General features: G+C 61.8%; 22 protein-coding genes. 12 read left to right on the top strand and 10 right to left on the bottom strand.

Annotated features, from left to right (window positions below; translation table 11 throughout):
• Nucleotides 1–4: 4 nt before the first annotated feature.
• Entirely contained in the window at nucleotides 5–610 is a 606-nt protein-coding gene (locus ACOYXI_RS15495; protein WP_027612872.1) for a 3'-5' exonuclease, read from the top strand.
• 135 nt (nucleotides 611–745) lie between these two features.
• Here ACOYXI_RS15495 and ACOYXI_RS15490 read toward each other — a convergent pair whose 3' ends face one another.
• Entirely contained in the window at nucleotides 746–1198 is a 453-nt protein-coding gene (locus ACOYXI_RS15490) for an Lrp/AsnC family transcriptional regulator (protein WP_027612871.1), read from the bottom strand.
• 163 nt (nucleotides 1199–1361) lie between these two features.
• Here ACOYXI_RS15490 and yedA point away from each other — a divergent pair, with 163 nt between their 5' ends.
• On the top strand, nucleotides 1362–2303 hold the full coding sequence (gene yedA / locus ACOYXI_RS15485) for a drug/metabolite exporter YedA (protein ID WP_098965752.1): 942 nt from the start codon (nucleotides 1362–1364) through the stop codon (nucleotides 2301–2303).
• A gap of 65 nt (nucleotides 2304–2368) precedes the next feature.
• Complete coding sequence (locus ACOYXI_RS15480; protein ID WP_135296623.1) at nucleotides 2369–3706, top strand: DEAD/DEAH box helicase; 1338 nt, start codon at nucleotides 2369–2371, stop codon at nucleotides 3704–3706.
• Nucleotides 3707–3893: 187 nt separating this feature from the next.
• Here the strand turns inward: ACOYXI_RS15480 and ACOYXI_RS15475 are convergent, their stop codons facing one another.
• Entirely contained in the window at nucleotides 3894–5141 is a 1248-nt protein-coding gene (locus ACOYXI_RS15475) for a TIGR03862 family flavoprotein (RefSeq protein WP_461675024.1), read from the bottom strand.
• A 281-nt stretch (nucleotides 5142–5422) separates the two neighbouring features.
• A complete protein-coding gene (locus ACOYXI_RS15470) occupies nucleotides 5423–6343 on the bottom strand; it encodes a histone deacetylase family protein (protein ID WP_461675023.1) in 921 nt (306 codons plus the stop codon).
• An 82-nt stretch (nucleotides 6344–6425) separates the two neighbouring features.
• Here ACOYXI_RS15470 and ACOYXI_RS15465 point away from each other — a divergent pair, with 82 nt between their 5' ends.
• The 3 genes from ACOYXI_RS15465 to ACOYXI_RS15455 all read left to right on the top strand — a co-directional run bounded on the left by ACOYXI_RS15465 (nucleotide 6426) and on the right by ACOYXI_RS15455 (nucleotide 8560).
• The gene (locus tag ACOYXI_RS15465) at nucleotides 6426–6995 is read left to right on the top strand and encodes a GNAT family N-acetyltransferase (RefSeq protein WP_027612866.1); all 570 of its coding nucleotides are present in this window, start codon (nucleotides 6426–6428) and stop codon (nucleotides 6993–6995) included.
• Nucleotides 6996–7100: 105 nt separating this feature from the next.
• Nucleotides 7101–7970 carry an acyl-CoA thioesterase II gene (gene tesB, locus ACOYXI_RS15460; RefSeq protein WP_003228466.1) on the top strand — a complete coding sequence of 290 codons (870 nt, stop codon included), beginning with the start codon at nucleotides 7101–7103 and terminating at the stop codon, nucleotides 7968–7970.
• Nucleotides 7967–8560 (top strand): HAD family hydrolase, encoded by a 594-nt coding sequence (locus ACOYXI_RS15455; protein ID WP_461675022.1) that lies wholly within the window; start codon nucleotides 7967–7969, stop codon nucleotides 8558–8560. Before tesB ends, ACOYXI_RS15455 begins: the two co-directional genes overlap by 4 nt.
• Before the next feature lie 117 nt (nucleotides 8561–8677).
• Here ACOYXI_RS15455 and ACOYXI_RS15450 read toward each other — a convergent pair whose 3' ends face one another.
• The 4 genes from ACOYXI_RS15450 to ACOYXI_RS15435 form a co-directional block, all read right to left on the bottom strand.
• Nucleotides 8678–9628, bottom strand: coding sequence for an alpha/beta fold hydrolase (locus ACOYXI_RS15450; protein ID WP_461675021.1), 951 nt, complete (start codon nucleotides 9626–9628; stop codon nucleotides 8678–8680).
• Complete coding sequence (gene ypfJ / locus ACOYXI_RS15445; protein ID WP_027612863.1) at nucleotides 9629–10519, bottom strand: KPN_02809 family neutral zinc metallopeptidase; 891 nt, start codon at nucleotides 10517–10519, stop codon at nucleotides 9629–9631.
• A 190-nt stretch (nucleotides 10520–10709) separates the two neighbouring features.
• Complete coding sequence (locus ACOYXI_RS15440) at nucleotides 10710–11543, bottom strand: aldo/keto reductase (protein WP_461675020.1); 834 nt, start codon at nucleotides 11541–11543, stop codon at nucleotides 10710–10712.
• A complete protein-coding gene (locus ACOYXI_RS15435) occupies nucleotides 11527–13266 on the bottom strand; it encodes an FAD-dependent oxidoreductase (RefSeq protein ID WP_461675019.1) in 1740 nt (579 codons plus the stop codon). Before ACOYXI_RS15435 ends, ACOYXI_RS15440 begins: the two co-directional genes overlap by 17 nt.
• Before the next feature lie 176 nt (nucleotides 13267–13442).
• Between ACOYXI_RS15435 and ACOYXI_RS15430 the strand changes: the two genes are divergently transcribed.
• The 4 genes from ACOYXI_RS15430 to ACOYXI_RS15415 all read left to right on the top strand — a co-directional run bounded on the left by ACOYXI_RS15430 (nucleotide 13443) and on the right by ACOYXI_RS15415 (nucleotide 17267).
• Nucleotides 13443–14219: an IclR family transcriptional regulator gene (locus ACOYXI_RS15430; RefSeq protein ID WP_461675018.1), complete on the top strand. Its 777-nt coding sequence runs from the start codon at nucleotides 13443–13445 to the stop codon at nucleotides 14217–14219.
• A 225-nt stretch (nucleotides 14220–14444) separates the two neighbouring features.
• The gene (locus ACOYXI_RS15425) at nucleotides 14445–15506 is read left to right on the top strand and encodes a Gfo/Idh/MocA family protein (protein ID WP_461675017.1); all 1062 of its coding nucleotides are present in this window, start codon (nucleotides 14445–14447) and stop codon (nucleotides 15504–15506) included.
• Nucleotides 15507–15508: 2 nt separating this feature from the next.
• A complete protein-coding gene (locus ACOYXI_RS15420) occupies nucleotides 15509–16324 on the top strand; it encodes a sugar phosphate isomerase/epimerase family protein (RefSeq protein ID WP_461675016.1) in 816 nt (271 codons plus the stop codon).
• 64 nt (nucleotides 16325–16388) lie between these two features.
• A complete protein-coding gene (locus ACOYXI_RS15415; protein WP_103367270.1) occupies nucleotides 16389–17267 on the top strand; it encodes a DMT family transporter in 879 nt (292 codons plus the stop codon).
• A 127-nt stretch (nucleotides 17268–17394) separates the two neighbouring features.
• On the opposite strand, the gene ACOYXI_RS15410 is transcribed toward ACOYXI_RS15415, so the two are convergent.
• A complete protein-coding gene (locus tag ACOYXI_RS15410; protein WP_123588933.1) occupies nucleotides 17395–18732 on the bottom strand; it encodes an MFS transporter in 1338 nt (445 codons plus the stop codon).
• A gap of 268 nt (nucleotides 18733–19000) precedes the next feature.
• Here ACOYXI_RS15410 and quiC point away from each other — a divergent pair, with 268 nt between their 5' ends.
• Nucleotides 19001–20902 carry a 3-dehydroshikimate dehydratase QuiC gene (quiC, locus tag ACOYXI_RS15405; RefSeq protein WP_461675015.1) on the top strand — a complete coding sequence of 634 codons (1902 nt, stop codon included), beginning with the start codon at nucleotides 19001–19003 and terminating at the stop codon, nucleotides 20900–20902.
• A gap of 102 nt (nucleotides 20903–21004) precedes the next feature.
• Nucleotides 21005–21682 carry a TetR family transcriptional regulator gene (locus ACOYXI_RS15400; RefSeq protein WP_027612854.1) on the top strand — a complete coding sequence of 226 codons (678 nt, stop codon included), beginning with the start codon at nucleotides 21005–21007 and terminating at the stop codon, nucleotides 21680–21682.
• Between the two features lie 117 nt (nucleotides 21683–21799).
• On the opposite strand, the gene ACOYXI_RS15395 is transcribed toward ACOYXI_RS15400, so the two are convergent.
• Both ACOYXI_RS15395 and aroQ read right to left on the bottom strand, forming a co-directional pair.
• Nucleotides 21800–22654 (bottom strand): shikimate dehydrogenase, encoded by an 855-nt coding sequence (locus ACOYXI_RS15395; protein WP_134787379.1) that lies wholly within the window; start codon nucleotides 22652–22654, stop codon nucleotides 21800–21802.
• Nucleotides 22651–23100, bottom strand: coding sequence for a type II 3-dehydroquinate dehydratase (gene aroQ, locus ACOYXI_RS15390; RefSeq protein ID WP_025108744.1), 450 nt, complete (start codon nucleotides 23098–23100; stop codon nucleotides 22651–22653). Before aroQ ends, ACOYXI_RS15395 begins: the two co-directional genes overlap by 4 nt.
• Nucleotides 23101–23235: the final 135 nt, after the last annotated feature.

Below are 23235 nucleotides of genomic sequence, written 5' to 3'. Positions count from 1 at the left end.
CGGTTTGGAACGCATTGCAGTCATCGACTTTGAAACCACCGGCCTGTCGCCGAACAGCAGCTGTCGCGCCACGGAAATCGCCGTGGTCATGCTGGAAAACGGCCGTATCGTCGAGCGTTACCAGAGCCTGATGAACGCCGGCGTGCGCGTTCCTGCGTTCATCGAACAACTGACCGGCATCAGCAACGCCATGCTGCGCAGCGCGCCCTCGGCCGAGCGGGTCATGGAAGAGGTCAACGAATTCGTCGGTTGCACGCCACTGGTCGCGCACAACGCCTCGTTCGACCAGAAGTTCTGGGACTTCGAGCTTGGGCGGATCAAACGCACCCGTCTGCAGAATTTCGCCTGCTCGCTATTGCTGGCCCGCCGCCTGATGCCGGCGGCACCGAATCACAAGCTCGGCACGCTCACCACTTTCGCCCGCCTGCCACACACCGGCCAGGCGCACAGGGCAATGGCGGATGCCGAGATGGCGGCCAACCTGATGGCGCATCTGGCTGAAGAACTGCGGCACAAGCATGGGGTGCGTGAGCTGAATCACGACCTGTTGTGCAAGCTGCAGAAAGTCCCCGCCGCGAAAGTCAGCGAGCACTTGCAGCGCTACCGCTGATCTTGAAGTCACCCAAAATCCCCTGTGGGAGCGGGCTTGCTCGCGAAAGCGGTGTGTCATTCGGCAACTATGTTGTCTGACACTCCCTCTTCGCGAGCAAGCCCGCTCCCACATTTGGATCTTCTGAGTTCCTGATTACTTACCGTTGCCTTCTATATGGCTGAGCGGCACGCGCTTCTCGATCGCGCTCGACAACACAATCGAGGTCTTGCTGAAGCCGAACTTCGCCACGCGATTGATCAACTCTTCCAGCTCCGTCATCGATGCCACCGCACCCTTCATCATCACGCACGGGTCGCCCGTCACTCGAAAGCACTCGGTCAGTTGCGGGATTTTCACCAGTTCGTCGTAGACCTTCTGGCTGCCGTTCTGGTGCAGGCGCAATTCGATCATGCACTGAATCGGCAAGCCGATTTTCGACAGGTCGATGTTCGCCTGATATCCGGTGATCACGCCGGCGGCTTCAAGCTTGGCCACGCGCTCGGCCACTGCCGGGGCGGACAGGTTCACTTTGCGCGCCAGATCGGCGTAGGACGCGCGACCATTTTCCAACAGGGCGCTGAGCAGCATGCGGTCGTATTTGTCCAAGGCCGGACTCCTTAAATTGCCAGACTTTCGAAATCGTGGTTTATCCCGATGATCTCCGTTGTTTCAAAAGTGTACCGGCGCGATAAACAGGTTTTGTAGCTTATTTTTGCGCGCCGGCCTTTCTAGAATAATTCACACCCTGCCTCTGACTGTCGAGCTGCCCATGCCTGCCTTGCGCCGTTTTTCCTTGCCGTTGATCGCCGCGTTTTTCGCGCTGTACGTGATTTGGGGATCGACCTATCTGGTGATCCGCCTCGGCGTCGAATACTGGCCACCGCTGATGCTTGGCGGAGTGCGCTTCGTGATTGCCGGCAGCCTGATGTACGCCTTCCTGCGCTGGCGCGGGGCACCGGCGCCGACCTGGGCGCAGTGGAAAGCGGCGGGGATCATCGGGATTCTGCTGCTCAGTTTCGGTAACGGCGCGGTCAGTGTCGCCGAGCATACTGGCGTGGCTTCCGGTGTGGCGGCACTGGCGGTGGCGACGGTGCCGTTGTTCACGTTGCTCTTCGGCTATTTCTGGGGCGCGCGCAATACGCGCCTCGAATGGGCCGGGGTGGCGTTGGGAATTGTCGGCATCGCCATGCTCAACATGGGTTCCAACCTGCAATCGAGCCCGCTGGGCGCGGCGCTGCTGATTTTTGCGGCGGCGACCTGGGCGTTCGGCTCGGTGTGGAGCAAGCACCTGCCGTTGCCGCAAGGGGCGATGGCCAGTGCCGTGGAGATGCTGGTGGGTGGCGTAGTGCTGTTGATCGGCAGCGCGGTCAGCGGCGAACACCTGCAAGCCTTGCCGCCGATGGAAGGCTGGCTGGCCTTGGGTTATCTGATCTTCTTCGGCTCGATCATCGCCTTCAATTCCTACATGTACCTGCTCAAGCACGTGCGTCCGGCGGCGGCCACCAGTTATGCCTACGTCAACCCGGCGGTGGCGGTGTTGCTGGGGATCGTGTTTGTCGGCGAGACCATCGGTATGGAAGAAGCGCTGGCGATGCTGGTGATCATCAGTGCCGTGGTGCTGATCGGTCTGCCGCAGTGGCGGCGACCGGCGCAGCCGCTCGTCGTGGAGACGCCGAAGACCGCCATTCCAGCAGAGCAACGTGTGAATTAGGGTAAACTGCGCGCCATTGCATCCTTGTTTTGCGCAACCGCGCTGATTTTTCCTACGGTACTCCCATGACTTTCGCCACCCTTGGCCTGATCGAACCCTTGCTGCGCTCCCTCGAGAAGCTCGGCTACCAGACTCCAACGCCGGTCCAGGCGCAAGCCATTCCGGCCGTTCTGGCCGGTCGCGACCTGATGGCTGCGGCCCAGACCGGCACCGGCAAGACCGCCGGTTTCGCCTTGCCGCTGCTGCAGTTGCTGGCCATGGAAGGACCGAAAGTGGCCGCCAATTCGGCGCGTGCACTGATTCTGGTGCCGACCCGCGAGCTGGCGGAGCAGGTTCATGAGTCGGTGCGCCAATACGCTGAAAACCTGCCATTGCGCACTTATGCGGTGTATGGCGGCGTCAGTATCAATCCGCAGATGATGAAGCTGCGCGGCGGCGTTGATGTGCTGGTCGCCACGCCTGGTCGCCTGATCGACCTGTTCCGCCAGAACGCGTTGAAACTCGATCAGTTGCAAACCCTGGTGCTGGATGAAGCCGACCGTATGCTCGACCTGGGCTTCTCCGAAGAACTGGCGAACATCTACCGCATGCTGCCGAAGAAGCGCCAGACGCTGCTGTTCTCTGCGACCTTCTCCGACGACATCCGCCTGCTGGCCGGGCAGATGCTCAACGATCCGCTGAGCATCGAAGTCAGCCCGCGCAACGTCGCGGCCAACACCGTCAAGCAGTGGGTGGTGACGGTGGACAAGAAGCGCAAGCCGGAACTGTTCGTGCACTTGATGCGCAAGAACAAGTGGAAGCAGGTGCTGGTGTTTGCCAAGACCCGCAATGGAGTGGACGCGCTGGTGGAAAAACTCCAGGGCCTGGGTGTGAACGCCGACGGTATCCACGGCGACAAACCGCAGGCGACCCGTCAACGTGCGCTGGATCGTTTCAAGCTCAGCGAAGTGCAGATTCTGGTGGCGACCGACGTCGCTGCCCGTGGTCTGGATATCGAAGATTTGCCGCTGGTGGTCAACTTCGACCTGCCGATCGTCGCCGAGGATTACATCCACCGCATCGGTCGTACTGGCCGTGCGGGCGCGACGGGCGAGGCGATCTCGCTGGTGTGCGCGGATGAAGTAAACATGCTCTCGGCAATCGAGATGCTCACGCGTCAGACCTTGAAGCGTCAGAACGAGCCGGATTTCGAACCTGAGCACCGCGTGCCGGATACCGATGCCAGCGGTCAGGTGATCAAGAAGCCGAAGAAACCGAAAAAGCCGAAAGCATCCGGCGGCGGTGGCAAGCGCAATCTGGGCAAGTGGGTCGACAGTGGCGACACCCAGGCGCCGGAGCCGTCGATCAAGCCTGTGCGTAAAGTGCCGGTGTTCAATACCGGGCCGCGTAAGCGCAAGCCTTAAAGCCAAAAGCCCCTCACCCTAACCCTCTCCCGGAGGGAGAGGGGACTGATTGGAGGATGCTTGAATTCTACGCCGACCTGATTCTGCTGCTGTGAATCCACAATCGACTCGGTCTTTCAGGTCGATGTGTTACGCCAGACACCTCGGTCGGCTCCCTCTCCCTCGGGGAGAGGGTTGGGGTGAGGGTTCAGGCAGGCACCTCGGACTTGAGCCACTGCAACATTCCAATCGCCGCCGCCCGCCCGCTGGCAAAACACCCGGTCAGCAGATAGCCACCTGTCGGCGCTTCCCAATCCAGCATCTCGCCCGCACAGAACACCCCCGGCAACGCCTTGAGCATCAAACGCTGATCCAGCGCTTCGAACGTCACGCCACCGGCACTGCTGATCGCTTCGTCAAGCGGACGGGTTTTCACCAAGGTCAGCGGCAACGCCTTGATCGCCCGCGCCAACAACGCCGGATCAGCGAAGGTTGCCGCGTCAGTCAATTCACGCAACAACGCCGCTTTCACCCCATCAATTCCGACCTGACTGTGCAGATGCTTGGCCATCGAGCGTGAACCGCGTGGCTTGCTCAACGCTGCCTGCAATTTATCCACAGGTCGGCCGGGCAACAGATCGATGTGCACCGTGGCTGAACCCTGCGTATTGATCGCCTCGCGAATCGGTGCCGACAGCGCATAGATCAGGCTGCCTTCGACCCCGGTTGCGGTAATCACGCATTCGCCCAAGCGCGGGATATCGTCGTTCAAACCGATGGCGACATTTTTCAGCGGTGCGCCGGCGAATTTGCTGACAAGCAATTCGCTCCAGGCCTGCACCTCGAAGCCGCAATTGCTCGGCTGCAACGGCGCCAGTCCTACGCCTTTTTGCTCCAGAGGCAGCATCCACGCGCCATCCGAACCCAGGCGCGACCAACTGCCACCGCCGAGGGCGAGCAGGGTGGCGTCGGGTTTGACGGTGATTTCGCCGTCGGGGCTGGCGATGCGCAGCGCATCGTGTTCATCCCAGCCGAGCCAGCGATGGCGGGTGTGGATAACCACGCCGCTGTCGCGCAGGCGTTTGAGCCAGGCGCGCAGCAGCGGCGCGGCTTTCATGTCGGTGGGGAACACCCGGCCGGAGCTGCCGATAAAGGTTTCGATGCCCAGTTCATGAATCCAGCGGCACAACGCGTCGGCGTCGAAACCGCGCAGTAACGGCGCGATCTGCGGTGCGCGTTCGGCGTAGCGCGCGAGGAATGCCGGGTAAGGCTCGGAGTGGGTGATGTTCATGCCGCCGACCCCGGCCAGCAGGAACTTGCGCCCCACCGACGGCATGCCGTCGTACAAATCGACGCGCACGCCGGCCTGGCTCAGCACTTCGGCGGCCATCAGGCCGGCGGGGCCACCGCCGATGATGGCGACGTGAGCGGGGTGGGGGGCGGAGTTCTGGGTCATGGCGTGCGCTGCGGTATGGCGGGATAAGGCGCGCATTCTAACAGCGCAGACCTTTGTAGGAGTGAGCCTGCTCGCGATGGCGGTTGATCAGGCGACATAAGTGCTGAATGTCGGTCCGCCATCGCGAGCAGGCTCACTCCTACAAGGAGATCGAAGTGAATTCAGTATGTGGTCAAAAAATAACCATCGCGCTGTACGCCATGTTCGCTGTGGGCTGTAGTCCCTTTCGCTCAGGTTATCCACAGGCCGTTCCACAGCGATTGTGGGTAACGCAGCACAGCTTAGTGACAACCGTGTGACGTCCAGACCCGTTGCGCGCTGTGATGCAGGATGCCGTGGCGGCGGGCGAGGGCGTGGCGATCCTTGCTGTAGCCGCCGCCGATCACGCCGACTACCGGGATGTCGCGGCCCAGGCAATGGCGCATCACGCTTTCATCGCGGGCGGCGACGCCTTCGTCTGTCAGCTGCAGATAACCGAGGGCGTCGTCCTTGTGCACATCGACCCCGGCGTCGTACAGCACCAGGTCCGGTTGATACAGCGGCAGCAGGTAGTTGAGGGTGTCATCCACCACCTGCAGATAGTCGGCATCGCCCATGCCGTTGGGCAGTGGGATGTCCCAGTCGCTTTCGGCCTTGCGTGCCGGAAAATTCTTTTCGCAGTGCAGGGAAACGGTAACTGCCTCCGGGGTGTCGTGGAGGATCCGCGCGGTGCCGTCGCCCTGATGCACGTCGCAATCGAAGATCAGCACACGGTTCACCCGACCGCTTTGCAGCAGGTAATGGCTGATGATCGCCAGGTCGTTGAAGATGCAGAACCCGGCCGGGTAGTCGTAGTGAGCGTGATGGGTGCCGCCGGCGAGGTGACAGGCCAGACCATGCTCGAGGGCTTTTTCCGCCGCCAGAATCGAGCCGCCGACCGCCCGCACCGTGCGCCGCGCCAAGGCTTCGTTCCACGGCAGGCCGAGGCGCCGCTGGTCTTCGCGGGACAACTCGCCGCTCATGTAACGTTCGATATAGCGACGGTCATGGGCCAGGGCGAGGATGTCGTTGGGGCAGATCTCGGGACGCAGCAGGTCGGCGTCGCGGGTCAGGCCGCTGTCGACCAGGTGGTCGCGCAGCAAGCGGAATTTATCCATGGGAAAGCGGTGATCCGCCGGAAACTCGGGGCTGTAGTCTTCGTGGTAGATCAGCGGCAGGGGCATGGCAACTTCATGTCGGAACGATGGAAAGAGTGAACGATCCTACCAGCGATGTAGACTTGCGGCATGGAAATGGAGGGGCATGATGGAGCCGATTCAGCAACTCGAAAGCGCACGCCTGCTGATGCGTCAGTGGCGCGACGAGGATTTGCCGGAATTTGCGGCGATGTGCGCCGATCCTCAGGTGATGCGTTACTTTCCGGCCCCGCTCAGCCGTCTGGAAAGTGCGTCGATGATCGGCCGGGTGCGCGGGCATTTTGCCGAGCACGGTTTCGGTCTGTGGGCGCTGGAGCGCAAGGACAGCGGTGAGTTCATCGGTTTCACTGGCCTGGGTGTGGTCGGTTTCGATGCGCCGTTCACCCCGGCGGTGGAAATCGGCTGGCGTCTGGCCCGCGAGCATTGGGGGCTGGGCTATGCCAGTGAGGCGGCGTGGACGGCATTGCGCGCAGGTTTTGATCGGCTGGGGCTGAAGGAAATCGTGTCTTTCACCGCCCAGAGCAATCTGCCGTCGGAGAAAGTCATGCAGGCGATTGGCATGCAGCACGATCCGGCCGATGATTTCGATCACCCCAAACTTGCCGTCGATCACCCGTTGCGGCGGCATCTGTTGTACCGAATTACCAGGGAGCAATGGCTGCAAACCCTGCATGGCTAAGCCGACACGGACGTTTACAATGGCGCGACAGTGGCTCGCGCCAGAACCTGAATGGGCCGCCGCAGCCAAGACTGCGCGGCATAGCGTTGTGTGAGGAGAGTCTGAATGAGCCAAGTGTTGGAAGATCTGGTCGACCTGCTGACCCTGGAGCCAATCGAGGAAAACCTGTTCCGTGGCCGCAGCCAGGACTTGGGTTTCCGTCAGTTGTTCGGTGGTCAGGTACTCGGTCAGTCGCTGTCGGCGGCCAGTCAGACGGTTGAAGAGGCGCGCCACGTGCATTCGATGCACGGTTATTTCCTGCGTCCGGGCGATGCCAAGTTGCCGGTGGTGTATTCGGTGGATCGCGTGCGTGACGGCGGCAGCTTCAGCACCCGACGGGTCACAGCGATCCAGAAGGGCCACCCGATCTTCACCTGCAGCGCGTCGTTCCAGTACGACGAGGCAGGCTTCGAGCATCAGAGCCAGATGCCGGTGGTGGTCGGCCCGGAAAACCTGCCGTCGGAGCTGGAACTGACCCAGCAACGCGCGCACCTGATCCCCGAGCACATGCGCGAAAAATTGCTTTGCCCGAAACCGATCGAAGTGCGCCCGGTCACTGAAAAAGACCCGTACAACCCGCAGCCGGCCGATCCGGTGAAATACGTGTGGTTCCGTGCCGACGGTGCGCTGGCGGATATTCCGGCGCTGCACAAGTACCTGCTGGCCTACGCCTCGGACTTCGGTCTGCTGACCACCTCGATGCTGCCGCACGGCAAGTCGGTCTGGCAGAAAGACATGCAGGTCGCCAGCCTCGATCACGCGCTGTGGTTCCACAACGATCTGCGCGCCGATGACTGGTTGCTCTACGCGATGGACAGCCCGTGGGCCGGCAATTCCCGTGGATTCTCCCGTGGCAGCGTGTACAACCGCGCCGGGCAACTGGTGGCGTCGGTGACCCAGGAAGGCCTGATTCGTCACCGCAAGGATTGGGCATGAGCCTGAGCGATGTGAAGCACTGGGTGTTCGACATGGACGGCACCCTGACGGTCGCCGTGCATGACTTTGCGGCGATTCGCGTGGCGCTGGCGATTCCGCCCGAGGACGACATTCTCACCCACCTCGCGGCGCTGCCGCCAGAGGAGGCCGCGGCGAAGCATGCCTGGTTGCTGGAGCATGAGCGCGATCTGGCGCTGGGTTCGAAACCGGCGGTCGGTGCGGTGGAGCTGGTGCGCGACCTGCACGGGCGCGGTTATCGCCTGGGCATTCTGACCCGTAATGCGCGGGAGCTGGCGCATGTGACGCTCGACGCCATCGGCCTGGCCGACTGCTTCGCCGTGGAAGATGTGCTGGGCCGCGATGAAGCGCCACCCAAGCCGCATCCCGGCGGGTTGCTGAAACTGGCCGAAGCCTGGAACGTACCGGCCAGCGAAATGGTGATGGTCGGGGATTACCGTTTTGACCTGGATTGCGGGCGGGCGGCCGGGGCGCGTACGGTGCTGGTGAATCTGCCGGACAACCCGTGGCCGGAGCTGACGGACTGGCATGCGCAGGATTGTGTCGAGTTGCGGCGGATGCTTTCGGTCTGAGATCTTTATTGTCTGATCTGGCCTCATCGCGAGCAGGCTCACTCCTACAATTGGAATGCGTTTCCCCTGTAGGAGTGAGCCTGCTCGCGATGGCGCCTCAACAGTCACCACAAGTCATTAATCAAACAGCGCTTTCAGCCCCTCCGGCGACGTCAACATCCCATCGCCGTTATGCCCGACCCCGGGCACTTCAACCAGCCGCTGATTGACCCCTTCCGGATGCCGGCGCAGCAGGTAGCCGAAAAACAGCTTGCCGCGTTCCAGCCGATACGCGCCTTGTGCCTCGGCGGCGCAACTCTTGTCCAGCGCCGGATGTTGCGGGTCTATGTCCTGCTGCCCCAGCAGGTAAATCACTTCGCGTTTGATGTAACTGCTTTCAAGCTGCATCGGCGTTTGCCCACCGGCGTACACCGGCATGTCGGTCAGACCGTACTTCCAGCGATTGAAACCCGGGCACTGTGCGTGATCGAACGCCACCGGCCGCTGTTCATTGAAATACGCGTACGACGACGGATTGGCCACCACATAGCGCAGGCGAATGTTGTTGGCCTTCAGTGCCGGTTGCTCTTTGGCCAGCAGGGCATAGCGCTGCACCACTTGTCCGCCACCGGAATGGCCGAAAATCACGATCTGCTTCACGTCCGGAAACTGCTTGCGGTCGCTGACCCGGGCGACGATGGCGTCGAGTGCGGCGTAGGAACTCAGCGGCTTCGGCCCTGTGGATAACCCGCCGCCCATCCACTCATTGCCTTTCCAGCGCAGCAATGTGTTGGGCAGGGAGTACAGCGCGACGTCGCTTTCGTTGAGAAACTGCGGCGCGATCACCAGCGTGTGCGCCGTTTGCCCGGCCAGTTCGGTGGCGCGTTCGGCACTCTTGCGGTAGGTCTCGGCATTGCGCAGCCGTCCGTGAATGACGATCAGCACCCGTTCGATTTTCTCAGGTGCCGGGCTGATGCCAACGGCCATTTCGCCGGCCTCGAATTGCAGGCGCCCGGGGCTGATGGCATCGACGCCCGCCGCGTGCGCGTTGCCGCCGATGATCAGTAAAGCCAGAAGCCATTTGCGCATTTACAGGTTTTTCGCCGCGAAGGTATCGCACTGGCCGACCTGGCCCTGAGCGAAACCGGTTTTGAACCAGCGCACCCTTTGCGCCGACGTGCCATGGGTAAACGAGTCCGGCACCACACGGCCCTGACCCTGTTGTTGCAGGCGATCATCACCGATGGCGTTGGCCGCATTCAAGGCCTCTTCGACGTCACCCGGTTCCAGCCAGTTCAGGCGCTTCTGTGCATGGTAGGCCCAGACGCCGGCCAGGCAGTCGGCCTGCAACTCCTGACGTACCAGCAAACCGCCGTCGCCCTGCATCTGCCGGCCCTGCTGACGGGCCGTCTGAATTTTTGCCGAGACGCCGAGCAGCGTCTGCACATGGTGGCCGACTTCGTGCGCGATCACGTAGGCCTGGGCGAAGTCGCCGGCGGCCTTGAAGCGCTGGGCCATTTCCTGGAAGAAGGCCATGTCCAGATAGACTTTCTGATCCGCCGGGCAGTAGAACGGGCCAGTCGCCGAAGTCGCCAGCCCGCAAGCGGAATTCACCCGGTTGCTGAACAGCACCAGGGTCGGGTCCTTATATTGGCGCCCGGCCTGCTGGAAGATGGCGCCCCAGGTGTCTTCGGTATCACCAAGGATCGAACGCACGAATTCGGCTTGCTGGTCGTTGGCCGGTGGCGCCTGGCGGGTTTGCGTCGAGGCCGGTGCCGATTGTTCGGTCATTTGCCCGGTGAGCTGGCCGAGGATCTGCAACGGATCCTGGCCGGTGATCCAGCCGATGCCGACGATCAGCAGGATCGCCCCCAGGCTCAGGCCTTTGCCGCCACCGAACCGCATGCCACCACCGCCGCCGCTATCATCGCCACGGGCATCGACGACGTTGTCACTGCGTCGGCCTTTTTTCCATAGCATGTGCGAATCCTCTTTTCTGTTCGTGGTGATGAGTGTTGCTGGTGTGGGAGTGTGGCGCCAGTCCGGTCGTCCGTCTATTGGCGTACACGCAAACAGGCCCGGCCTCGGGTCGAGAGGGCGGGCCTGTTATTGACGAGCGCGTGGGCGACTAATTCAATCCGTTGGCGGATTTCTCCTTTCGGACTGTAAGTCAGCGATCAAAGGCATCCCACACCGGGGCGAAATCCGGGCTGACCTGACGCTGGTTTTTCGGCAGTGCGGCGATCAGTGCGCGGTCTTCAGCGTCCAGCTCAACCTGCAGCGAAGCCAGGTTCGCCAGTTGATTGGCCCGGCTGCTGGCTTTGGGAATCGCCGCGACGTTGGGCTGATCCAGCAGCCATTTCAATGCCACCTGAGTCGGCAGCACACCGTGTTTTTCGGCAATCTGCTGAATCTGTGGAATCTCCGAGACCTTGTTACGCGCCAATGGCGTGTAGGCCGTCAGTGCCAGATCGTGTTGGCGGGCATAGTCGAGCAGGGCGTTCTGGCCGAGGAGGACGTGGTACTCGACCTGGATCGCTGACAGAGGGATGCCGTATTCCTCGACGACTGTGCGCAGCAGCGGCAGCGGAAAATTCGCCACGCCGATGTTGCGAGCCAGACCTTGCTCCTTGAAGGATGCGAGGGTTTCAAGCGTGCGCGGCAAGTCCCAGTCAGTGCTCGGCCAGTGGATCATGAACAGGTCGACGTACTCGCAGCGCAAAGCCTTGAGGCTTCGTTCCATCGAGTGGCGCATCGCGTCGGGTTGCAACTGGTCCCACCAGACCTTGGTGGTGACATGAATCTGCTCGCGGGGTGTCAGTGTATTCGCCAATGCTTGTCCGACCGCGTCTTCGTTGTTGTAGGCCGCTGCCGTGTCGATGTGCCGGTAGCCGAGTTCCAGGGCCTGCTCGACGGCACGGGTGCATTCGTCGCCGAGCATCGGCCAGGTGCCGAGGCCGAGTTTCGGCATGTTCAAACCCTGGGCGTTAACGATGTGCTGCATGGTCGATCTCCTGTTCGAAAGCAGTGATGCCGGCGATATGCCGAGCGGCGATGTAGCCGAAAGTCAGCGCCGGGCCGAGGTTGATCCCGCCTGCCGGATAGTGCCCGCCCATGATGCTGGCCATGTCGCCACCGGCGGCGTAGAGCCCGGCGATGGGCTGGGCATGGGCATCGAGCACTTGCGCCTGCGGGTTGACCTTGAGCCCGGCAAAGGTGCCGAAGCAGCCCGGTTGGACTTTCACGGCATAAAAAGGGCCGGCCTCTATTGGGGCAACGCAAGGGTTGGGAAGGTTCGCCGGATCGCCCTGCTTGCGGTTATAGGGCGTTGCGCCGCGACCGAACGACGGGTCCTCGCCGTGGCGTGCATGGCGGTTGTAGTCCTCCACCGTCTGGCGCAATCCGCTGGGGTCGATGCCGCAGGCGCTGGCCAATTCTTCAAGGGTGTTGCCGGTTTTCAGATAGCCGCTGCGGATAAATCCTGACACCGGAACGGGAAATGGCCGCGACATGCCCAAGCCATAACGCCGTTGAAAGGCGCGGCTGCAGATCAGCCACGAGGCGACCTCTTCGCCTTCAGGCGTGGCGGCAACCATGGCGCTGACGTAGTCGTAGTAACCGTTGGCCTCGTTGACGAAGCGCTGGCCGTTGCGCAGTACGCCGATGATTCCCGGTTTGCCGCGTTCGATGATGTGTGGGAAATGGCCGATGCTGCCGTCAGCATGCGGCACTTGCGAGACCGGCGCCCAGGCCACGGGCGACGCCAGCTCGGTATTGACCGTGGCACCGACGCTTTCGCCCAGACGCAGGCCATCGCCATTCACCGCCAGCGGCGGCAGTGCCCAGTGTTCATGACCCGTGGGCGTGCGCGGAAACAAGGCCTTGCGCCGTTCGACGTCGTTGGCGAATCCGCCGGCGGCCAGCACCACGGCTTTACGTGCATGAATGCGGATCGGGCCTTTGGCGCTGTTGACCAGCGCGCCGCAAACCCCTGCGTCATCGCGCAGCAGCTCGGTCACGGGTGCCGACTCCCATAACAAAACGCCAAGGTCCTCGGCGGACTTCGCCAGTCGTGCGACCAGCGCCACACCGTTGACCAGTTGCATGGCCCGGCCGTGTACCGCGAGGTCAAGCAAGTGCCGGGTAAAACGACGGGTTACATGCCACGCGGCTTTCAGCGAACGGGTGAGATTGAGGAACGCCGAAAGGTCGGCGCCGGCCATGATCGGCATGCCCATGAAGGACGTTTCGCGCATTGTTGTACGCAGGCGCCTGAGCAGGCGTCCGACTGTTCGTCCGTCGTAAGGCGCCGCGATGACCGAGCGACCGCCCGTGCCCGCGCCGGGCGTATCGCCATGAATGTCGGCAATGGCGTTGCCGTCGGCAAATTGCAGAGCAGTGTGCTGTTCGAAAAACGCGACCATGTGCGGCCCGGCGGTGAGGAATGCGTCGACCATTGCCGGGTCGTAATGCTCACCGAGTTCGTGGCGCAGGTAAGTGCGCGGTCGCTCGACGTCTTCGACGATGCCGGCGCGTCGGGCCAGCGGATTGCACGGCACCCATGCCCAGCCGCCGGACCACGCAGTGGCACCGCCGAACACCGGATCTTTTTCAACCACGATGACCTTCAGGCCGTGCCATGCGGCAGTGACCGCTGTGGATAAACCGGCGGCACCGGAGCCGACGACCAGAACGTCACAGTCGATTTCGGGAAGTTCGGCAGGCATCAGACAAAGCTCCGCAGCTGGGTTTTATTGGAATTAGGTTCCAGAAATTAACTAATTTTGCGCAGCTGCAACAAGGCATGGTTCAGTAAAGTGGGCGGTTATCGCACAGCCATTTCCGGATTTCGCTTTGTCTCGGATGTCTTCTAGAATCGGCAAAATTTCACTTGGACCTTCCCATGGCCGGCAGTCAGATCGAACGGGTTTTCAGCGTGCTGGAAAGCCTCACCAGTGAGCCGCGCGGGCTGCCGATGCAGACCCTGGCCGAGCAACTGGACATCCCGAAAAGTGCCACGCACCGGATGCTCGCGGAGCTGATTCGGCTGGGCTACGTGCGACAGAATGCCGACACTCTGCGCTATCACCTGTCGACCAAACTGGTAGCGATGGGGTTTCAGTACCTGTCGAGCAGCGGTGCCGACATCGTGCAACCGGTGCTGGATCGACTGGCGCAGGAAACCGGTGAACTGGTGCGTCTGGGGGTGATCGATGGCGAGCGCCAGACCTGGATCGCCAAGGCACAGGGCGCACGCACGGGCTTGCGTTATGACCCGGACATGGGTCGCGATGCGCCGCTGTTCTACACCGCTTCCGGGCACGCGTGGCTGGCCTGCATGAGCGATGCCGAGGCCTTGTCGCTGGTCGAGCGCCAGGGCGCGGAAGTACCGGTGGGCGTCGGGCCGAATGCGCCGCGCTCCAATATCGAACTGCTGGAGCGCCTGCGCCTGGCGCGGGAACAGGGTTATGCCTGTGTCGAGGAAAGTTCGGCGGTGGGCACCTCGGCGATTGCCGCGGTGGTCAAGCATCCGGTTGACGGGCGAGTGATCGGCGTACTGAGCATTGCCGGGCCGAGCGCACGGATGCCCGGCGCGCGACTGCATGAATTGGCGCCGCTGCTGTTGAAGTTTACCGAGGAGTTGTCGGCGGCGAGTCTGGCGTCTGAGTTATTCATCTGACCGATCCCCTGTAGGAGCTGCCGAAGGCTGCGTTCTTTTGATCTTGATCTTGAAAAACAAAGTCAAAAGATCGCAGCCTTCGGCAGCTCCTACAGGTTGAGCATCAAGTACGAAGTTGTGCGGTGTCCGCACGGTTTTCCCATCACTGGGTGTTTGATTGTGGAACGCGGTTCTAAATTGTTGCTGGAGTGACATTTCCAACAACAATCACAAAAGGATCGCGCCTTGACTCCGCCCCTTCGTATCGCCCTGATCGGCGCTGGCAACATGGGCCAGCAGCATTACCAGCATTTGCAAACCCTCGAAGAAGCCCGGTTGTGCGCAGTGGCCGATCCCGGCCCGCAGGCTCCCGCGCTGGCGGCGCAGTGGGGCGTGGCGTATTTCGCCGATCACCGGCAGATGCTGGAGCAGGTACGGCCGGACGCGGTGATCGTGGCCAATCCGAATAATCAGCACGTCAGCACGGCGCTGGATTGCCTCGCCGCCGGGGTTCCGGTGTTGCTGGAGAAACCGGTGGGCGTGCATCTGGATGAGGCACGCGAACTGGTGGCGGCAGTCAAACGCAGTGGCGTGCCGGTGCTGGTCGGCCACCATCGGCGGCACAATCCGTTGATCGTGCGTGCCCACGAATTGTTGCTCAGCGGCGCGCTCGGGCGGCTGACCACGGTTACTGCACTGTTCCAGTTACGCAAACCCGACCGATATTTCGAGGTCCCGTGGCGCCGAGAACCGGGGGCGGGCCCGTTGCTGACCAATCTGATTCACGACCTCGATCTGCTGCGTCACCTGTGCGGTGAAGTGCAGTCGGTGCAGGCCGTCACCGACAACGCGGTGCGTGGTTTTGCCAACGAAGACAGCGTCGCTGTGTTACTGCAATTTGCCGACGGTGCACTGGGTACGCTGAGCGGCTCCGATGCGGTTGCCGCGCCGTGGAGTTGGGAGCTGAACTCCGGGGAGAACCCGGTCTATCCGCGTCAGGACGATCAGCCGTGTTATCTGCTGGCGGGCACCGCCGGGGCGCTGAGCCTTCCGCGCCTCAAGCGTTGGCATTACGCTGCCGATCAAGTCGATGCCGGTTGGCACGAACCGCTGATCGCACAGCAAGAACAGTGTGAGGGCGGGGACGCGTTGCGGTTGCAGCTGCAGCATTTTGTGCAGGTCGCGCGGCGTGAGGTCGAACCCTTGGTCAGTGCCGCCGATGCCGCGCGAACCCTGGCGCTGGTCGAGGCGATTCGCGAGGCGGCGGCCAGTGGCCGTGCCTGTTCCCCGGCAGCGGTCGAGGCGTGAGCATGAACGAACGAATTCTGTCTCTGGCCAGCCTCACCGTACTCGAGTTGTCACCGCCGCAAATGGTCGAGGTGGCGGCGCGTGCCGGTTACAGCCATGTTGGCCTGCGCCTGGAGCCGGCGACGGCGGAGGAATATCACTTTCCATTGGTGGCCGATGGCGGATTACGGCGTCAGACGTTGGCGCGTTTGCGCGACACTGGCATCGCTGTGCTCGATGTGGAAATCCTGCGTCTGAAACCGCAAACCGTGGTCGCCGATTTCGACAAGCTGCTGGCCGTTGGCGCGGAGTTTGGCGCCAGTGAATTACTGGTCGCCGGCAATGATCCTGACGAACAACGGCTCACCGACAACTTTGCCGCGCTGTGTGATCTGGCGGCGCCATACGGTTTGCATCCGCATCTGGAGTTCATGCCCTGGACCGATGCGCGCAACCTCGAGCAGGCGTTGCGCATCGTTGCCAATGCCGACCGGGAAAACGCCGCGGTGCTGGTCGATGCCTTTCATTTCGATCGCTCCGGTTCACGGCTGGAGGATCTGGCCCACGTCGCACCTGCGCGCCTGCGTTATGCGCAATTGTGTGATGTGGCGGGACCGAGACCGGCGGACATGGCCGAGATCTTGCGTCAGGCGCGCAACGAACGGCGGTTTCCCGGCGAGGGCGATTGTGACCTGCACGGTTTGTTGCGCAGTCTGCCAGCTAATATTCCCCTGAGCCTGGAGATCCCCACGGTAAAACTGCTGGAGCAGGGCGTAAGCGGATTGCAACGAGCGCAGATGGCGCTCGACAGGACGCGGGAATTGTTGGCGCAGTTATAAGTCAGTTTTTGTGGCGGGGCGCCAGCGTCCTCGCCACTGTTTATTTTTCCTTCAGAGATATCCAATGACCGTCAGCACCCCGCTCTCCGGTGTCAACCAACCCTTCAAGGGGATCTTGCTGATTGTCGTGGCGACTTTCCTGTTCTCCAGCCACGATGCGCTGTCGAAATACCTCTCGGGTTTCTACCCGATCATCATGGTGGTCTGGGCGCGGTATCTGGTGCACACCTTGCTGATGGCGGGGATTTTCCTGCCACAGTCGGGGTTGCGCGTGCTGCGCACCAAACGACCTTTATGGCAGTTGGCGCGGGCGCTGTGCCTGCTCGGCACCAGTCTGTTTTTCACCACGGCGCTGCTGTATATCCCGCTGGCCGAGGCCACCGCGGTCAACTTTCTCGCGCCGGTGCTGGTGACGGCGCTGTCAGTGCCGTTGCTCAAGGAACGGGTGACGCGCGGGCAGTGGATCGCGGTGATTTGCGGATTCATCGGCGTGCTGATCATCGTCCATCCGGGCGGCGAGTTGTTCACCCCCGCGGTGCTGCTGCCGTTCTGCTCGGCGTTGTTTTTCTGCTTCTATCAGCTGCTGACGCGCAAGCTCAGTGAGGTCGACAGTCCGACCACCAGCAACTTTTTCGCCGGTCTGTGCAACACGCTGGTGATGAGTGCGCTGGTGCCGTTCTTCTGGCAGGTGCCGACCTTGTCGCACGCCGTGTTGATGCTGGCGCTGGGCAGTTGCGGGATGACCGCGCACCTGTTTCTGACCCAGGCGTTCCGCCATGCCGCGCCGGCATTGCTGGCGCCGTTCGGTTATTGCCAGATCGTGTTTGCCGGGTTGTTGGGGTGGGTGGTGTTCAACCACACGCCGAGTCTGTTGACGGTGATCGGCATTGCGGTGATCTGCTGCAGCGGCCTGGCGGCGGCTTGGCAGCAGAGCCGCAGATGAGAGAGATAAATAACCCTGTGGGAGCGGGCTTGCTCGCGAAGGCGGTGGATCAGTCGACATCTTCAGTGACTGACTAAATGCTTTCGCGAGCAAGCCCGCTCCCACAGGGGGGAGGGGTGCAGGCAGGTTATTCGGTGACGTCTGGAATCTTGCGCGGTGCCATGAAGTACATCCAGGTCAGGGCAATGAAGTACATCGCCGGGATCAGCGTGAACAGCACCGTGTAGTTGTTATGGGTGACGGTCAGGATGTGGCCGACGATCTGGGTCATGAACATCCCGCCGATCGCTGCGCACATACCGCCGAAACCGAACACCGTGCTCATCATGTGCTTGGGCGTGTAGTCCATCACCAGGCTCCAGATGTTCGCGGTCCAGGCCTGATGCGCGCCGATGGCCAGGGAGATTGCCGCGACGGCGACCCACAGATTGCTTGAGCCGGCGGCCATGATCACGCCGATGATGCAGCAGGCGAACAGGAACATCGACAGCAGCCGCGCCTTGATCGAGTTCATGCCGCGACCGATCAGGAACGAAGACAGAATGCCGCCGCCGACACTGCCGAAGTCGGCCGTCACGTAGATGATGATCAGCGGAATACCCATCTGGGTGACGTTGATGCCCAGGTTGTATTGCTGATTGAGAAACGGCGGCAGCCAGTACAGGTAGAACCAGAACACCGGCGCAGTCAGCGAGTAGGCGAGGGCGAAGGCCCAGGTGCCGCGCATGCGCAGGATGCGTGAAAACGGTACGCGGGCCTGTTCCGGTTCGACTTCCTGCTGGATGTACTCAAGCTCGGACTGTTTAACGCTTGGATGGTCTTCCGGGTTGAAGTACTTCAGGCCCCAGAACAGCAGCCAGATCCCGCCCAGTGCCGACATGCACAGGAACGCCGCCTGCCAGCCCCATACGTGGAGAATCAGCGGCAGCAGCATCGGCGTGAACATGGCGCCGACGTTGGTCCCGGCGTTGAAGATGCCGGTAGCCACTGCGCGTTCACCGGCGGGGAACCACAGGCGCGTGGTTTTCACGCAGGCCGGGTAGTTGGCCGCTTCGGTCAGGCCTAGGATGAACCGGCAGACCATGAAGCCGACGGCCGACGTCGCCAGACCGTGGGCGCCGGTGGCCAGGCTCCAGAGCAGCACTGCGCAGAAGAACACACGCTTGACGCCGACGCGGTCGATCAAGCGTCCCTGCAGAACGAAGCCGATCGCGTAGCCGACCTGAAACCAGAAGTTGATGTTGGCGTAATCCATCGCCGTCCAGCTCATTTCCTTGGCGAGGATGGGCTGCATGACGCCGAGGGCTGCGCGGTCGATGTAGTTCAGGGTCGTGGCGAAAAACACCAGCGCCAGCATGCCCCAACGGGTCTTGCCGACAGCCATGGCGCCGCGGATCTTGTCGCCGATGCCACCCGTGGCAGTGCTCATGGCCGGGGCCATGCGGGAAGTCTGTGAAGGAATCATTGTTCCACCCGTTTTTGAATTTGTTATGTGGTGTTGTTTGCACGCACTGCGACCGAAGGTTCATTTCCGGACTCAATGTGAAGTCGATGGTGGGCAGTGGACGAAAAATCGTCAATTCGCCGAAACGCCATAGTGTTCGATAATCGCACGCAAAACTAACCGGCTGGTACACTTTAAATTGCTGCTGAAGACGATGCAGCCAATAATTTCCTCACGATAAAAAATGATCCCCTGTAAAAAAACTGCAGCGCAGTCCGGGAGTAGCAACATGCAGCGTTCCATTGCCACCGTTTCCCTGAGCGGCACCCTGCCGGAAAAGCTCGAAGCCATTGCCGCCGCCGGGTTCGACGGCGTCGAGATCTTCGAGAACGATCTTCTGTATTACGACGGCAGCCCGCGGGAAATCAGGCAGATGTGCGCTGACCTGGGGATCGCCATCACCCTGTTCCAGCCGTTCCGCGATTTTGAAGGCTGCCGCCGTGATCGGCTGGCGCGCAATCTGGAGCGGGCCGAGCGCAAATTCGACCTGATGCAGGAGCTGGGCACCGATCTGGTGCTGGTCTGCAGCAACGCCTCGGCGGACAGCGTCGGCGACCGGCAGATTCTCGTCGATGATCTGCGGCTGCTGGCCGAACGTGCCGGCGCTCGCGGGTTGCGTATCGGCTATGAAGCGCTGGCCTGGGGCCGGCACGTCAATACTTATCAACAGGTCTGGGACATTGTTCGCCAGGCCGACCACCCGGCACTCGGCGTGCTGCTCGACAGCTTTCACACCTTGTCGCTGAAAGGTGATCCAAGCGCGATTGCCGACATTCCTGGCGACAAGATTTTCTTTGTGCAAATGGCCGACGCGCCGATCCTCGCCATGGATGTTCTGGAATGGAGCCGGCATTTCCGTTGCTTCCCGGGGCAGGGCGAATTCGATCTGCCGGGGTTCCTCGCGCCGATCATCCAGAGTGGTTACACCGGGCCGTTGTCGCTGGAGATCTTCAACGATGGCTTCCGCGCCGCACCGCCGCGGGCCAATGCCGCTGATGGTCTGCGTTCGCTGCTGTATCTGGAAGAGAAAACCCGTCAGCGCCTGGAACAGCAAACAACGCCGGTGGCCAACCGCGACATCCTCTTCGAAACGCCGCCGGCCAGCGAGTACAACGGCATCGAGTTTCTCGAGTTCGCCGTCGACGAAAGTCTTGGCGCCAAACTGAGCAACTGGCTGGAGCGCCTGGGCTTCGTCAAGGCTGGACAGCACCGCTCCAAGAGCGTGAGCCTGTTGCGCCAGGGCGATATCAACCTGATCCTCAACGCCGAACCGTACTCGTTCGGCCACAGCTTTTTCGAGGCCCACGGCCCGTCGCTGTGTGCCACCGCCGTGCGGGTCAAGGACAGCGCCAGCGCCCTGGCCCGTGCCGTTGCCTACAAGGGCCAGCCCTATCGCGGCCTGGTCGGCCCCAACGAACTGGAACTGGCCGCGGTGCGTGCGCCGGACGGCAGCCTGATTTATCTGGTGGATGAGGCGGCGGACGTTTATGGCACTGACTTCAATCTGCTGCCGAACGCTCAGGCCCGTGGCGGCCTCAAGCGCATCGATCACATGGCCATGGCGCTGCCGGCCGACAGCCTCGACAGCTGGGTGCTGTTCTACAAGAGCCTGCTGGATTTCGAGGCCGACGATGAAGTGGTGTTGCCCGATCCGTACGGTCTGGTGAAAAGCCGGGCGTTGCGCAGCCGCGATAGCTCGATCCGTCTACCGCTGAACATCTCCGAGAATCGCAACACCGCGATCTCCCACGCGCTGTCGAGTTATCGCGGCTCCGGTGTGCATCACATCGCCTTCGATTGTGATGACATCTTCGCCGAAGTCAGCCGCGCCAAAGAAGCTGGTGTGCCGTTGCTGGATATCCCGCTCAACTATTACGACGACCTCGCCGCGCGCTTCGATTTCGACGACGAGTTCCTCAGCGAGCTGGCGTACTACAACGTGCTCTACGACCGCGACGCGCAGGGCGGCGAGCTGTTCCACGTGTACACCGAGCCGTTCGAGGGGCGCTTCTTCTTCGAGATCATCCAGCGTAAAAACGGCTATGCCGGTTATGGTGCGGCGAACGTTGCGGTCCGTCTGGCGGCGATGGCCAAATCACGCAGCGGTGCGGTGCGTCAGGAGAAGTTGTAGGAATTTCGTAAACGCGCGATTAAACACGAGCCGCGTGGCTTCCTTCACTGTGCAGCGCGGCCCATAATCGCCAACCTGTGCAGTGATGGCCGTGAGCCCGCAATGACAATGACTTCAGAACTCCCCGCCGCTCCCGTCGAATCCGGTATCGAGCCGCGCAAGAGTCGCAAGAACAACCCGGAAAAAACCCGCGAGAACATCCTGCAGGAGGCGATCGTCGAGTTCGTCCAGCAGGGCTTGTCCGGCGCCCGCGTCGACGCGATCGCCGAGCGTATCCACACCTCCAAACGCATGATCTATTACTACTTCGGCAGTAAGGAGCAGTTGTACGTCGAGGTGCTGGAGAAGCTTTACGGCGACATCCGCAGCACCGAAAACCGCCTGCACCTGGCCGAGTTGCCGCCGGTGGTGGCGATCCGTCGACTGGTGGAATTCACCTTCGATCACCACGACCGCAACGTCGATTTCGTGCGCATCGTCTGTATCGAAAATATTCACAACGCCGAGTTCGTGAAGCGTTCGGACACGATCAAGGCGATGAACAATACGATCCTCGATTCACTGGGCGAGATTTTGCGGCGCGGTGCCGAGGAGGGGGTCTTCCGCGCCGGGCTGGACGCGCTGGATGTGCACTTGCTGATCAGTTCGTTCTGTTTCTACCGCGTCTCGAACCGCCATACGTTCGGTGAGATTTTTCAGATCGACCTGCCGGACGAAAGCATCAAGCAGCGTCATCGCGAGATGATCTGCGAGTCGGTGTTGCGCTACTTGCAGCCGTGACACCTATCCAATGTGGGAGCGGGCTTGCTCGCGAAAGCGGCGTGTCAGCCTATACATCTAGCGCCTGACACACAGCCTTCGCGAGCAAGCCCGCTCCCACAGGATCGATGTTTATCTTCAGCCGTTCATGCTTTGAAAATGCGCAAGCATCCGCTGCGCATCCGGCACCACGCCGCTGAACAATTCAAACGCCTTCACCGCTTGAAACACCGCCATGTTGCCGCCGTCCAGCGTGCGGCAACCCAGCGCGCGGGCGTTGCGCAGCAGTTCGGTTTCCAGCGGGAAGTAAACGATCTCCGCCACCCACAATTCCTTGCGCAGCAACTCCACCGGCACTGGCATCCCCGGCAGTTTGGCCATGCCCATCGGCGTGGTATTCACCAGACCATCGGCCTGATTCAGCGTGCCCGGCAGATCTCGCCCGGCCACCGCGCGGCCTGAGCCGAAATGCTGGTTGAGGTTGTTCGCCAGACTCTCGGCACGTTCGCGGTCGACGTCGAAAATGCTCAGTTGCTGTACGCCTTCGCTCAGCAGCGCGTGGGCCACTGCCGCTCCCGCACCGCCGGCCCCCATCTGGACGACACGTTCACGCGCAGCGTCCTTCAGGCCTCGGCGAAAACCTTCGGCAAAACCCAGGCAATCAGTGTTGTGGCCGATGCGTTTGCCGTCCTTGAGCACCACGGTGTTGACCGCGCCGATGCCCCGGGCTTCCGGGGACAGTTCGTCGAGCAGCGGGATGATCGCCTGCTTGCACGGGAAAGTAATGTTCAGGCCGGTGTAGTTCATCCGCTCGGCCGCCTGCAGCAAGTCGGGCAGGGCGTTGCTGTCCAGATGCAACTGATCGAGATCAATCAGCCGATACAGGTAGCGCAAGCCTTGGGCGTCGCCCTCATGTTCATGCAGTGCTGGCGTGCGCGAGGCTTGAATACCCGCACCGATCAGGCCAGCCAGTATTACCGGTTTACGGGTCATGCTGCGCGCCCCTTCAGTCGCTGACTGAAATGCTCCAGGGCCAGGCGATAGCCATGGCTGCCGAAGCCGCACATCACCGCCGTGGCGATGGCCGAGACAAACGAGTGGTGGCGGAATGGCTCACGCGCATGCACGTTGGACAGGTGCACTTCGATCACCGGCAACTCACTGGCCACCAGCGCGTCGCGGATCGCCACCGAGGTGTGCGTCCACGCCGCCGGGTTGATCACGATCCCGGCGCAACGGCCGCGTGCCGCATGAATCCAGTCGAGCAATTCGCCTTCGTGATTGGTCTGGCGAAACTCCACGGCCAGGCCGAATTCTTCGGCAGCGCGGCCGCACAGAGCAGAAATATCAGCCAGGGTTTCGTGACCGTAGGTTGCCGGTTCACGAGTGCCGAGCAGGTTCAGGTTCGGGCCGTTGAGCACCAGAACGATAGGGGGCATGGGGGCAAACTCCACTTATTGTTTTTGGCTTGGGCCGAAGGTTTCAGCCTGTGGAGGTAAAATGTACCAGATGGTTACCATGGTCAATTGAGCAACGTTGCGCTTGGCGCTTAGTGTTCGTTAATCGCACAAAAC

It is taken from the genome of Pseudomonas sp. G3-19, assembly GCF_054855875.1.
Note: the sequence above shows the minus strand (reverse complement) of the source record. Positions and strands in the feature narration are given on the sequence as shown.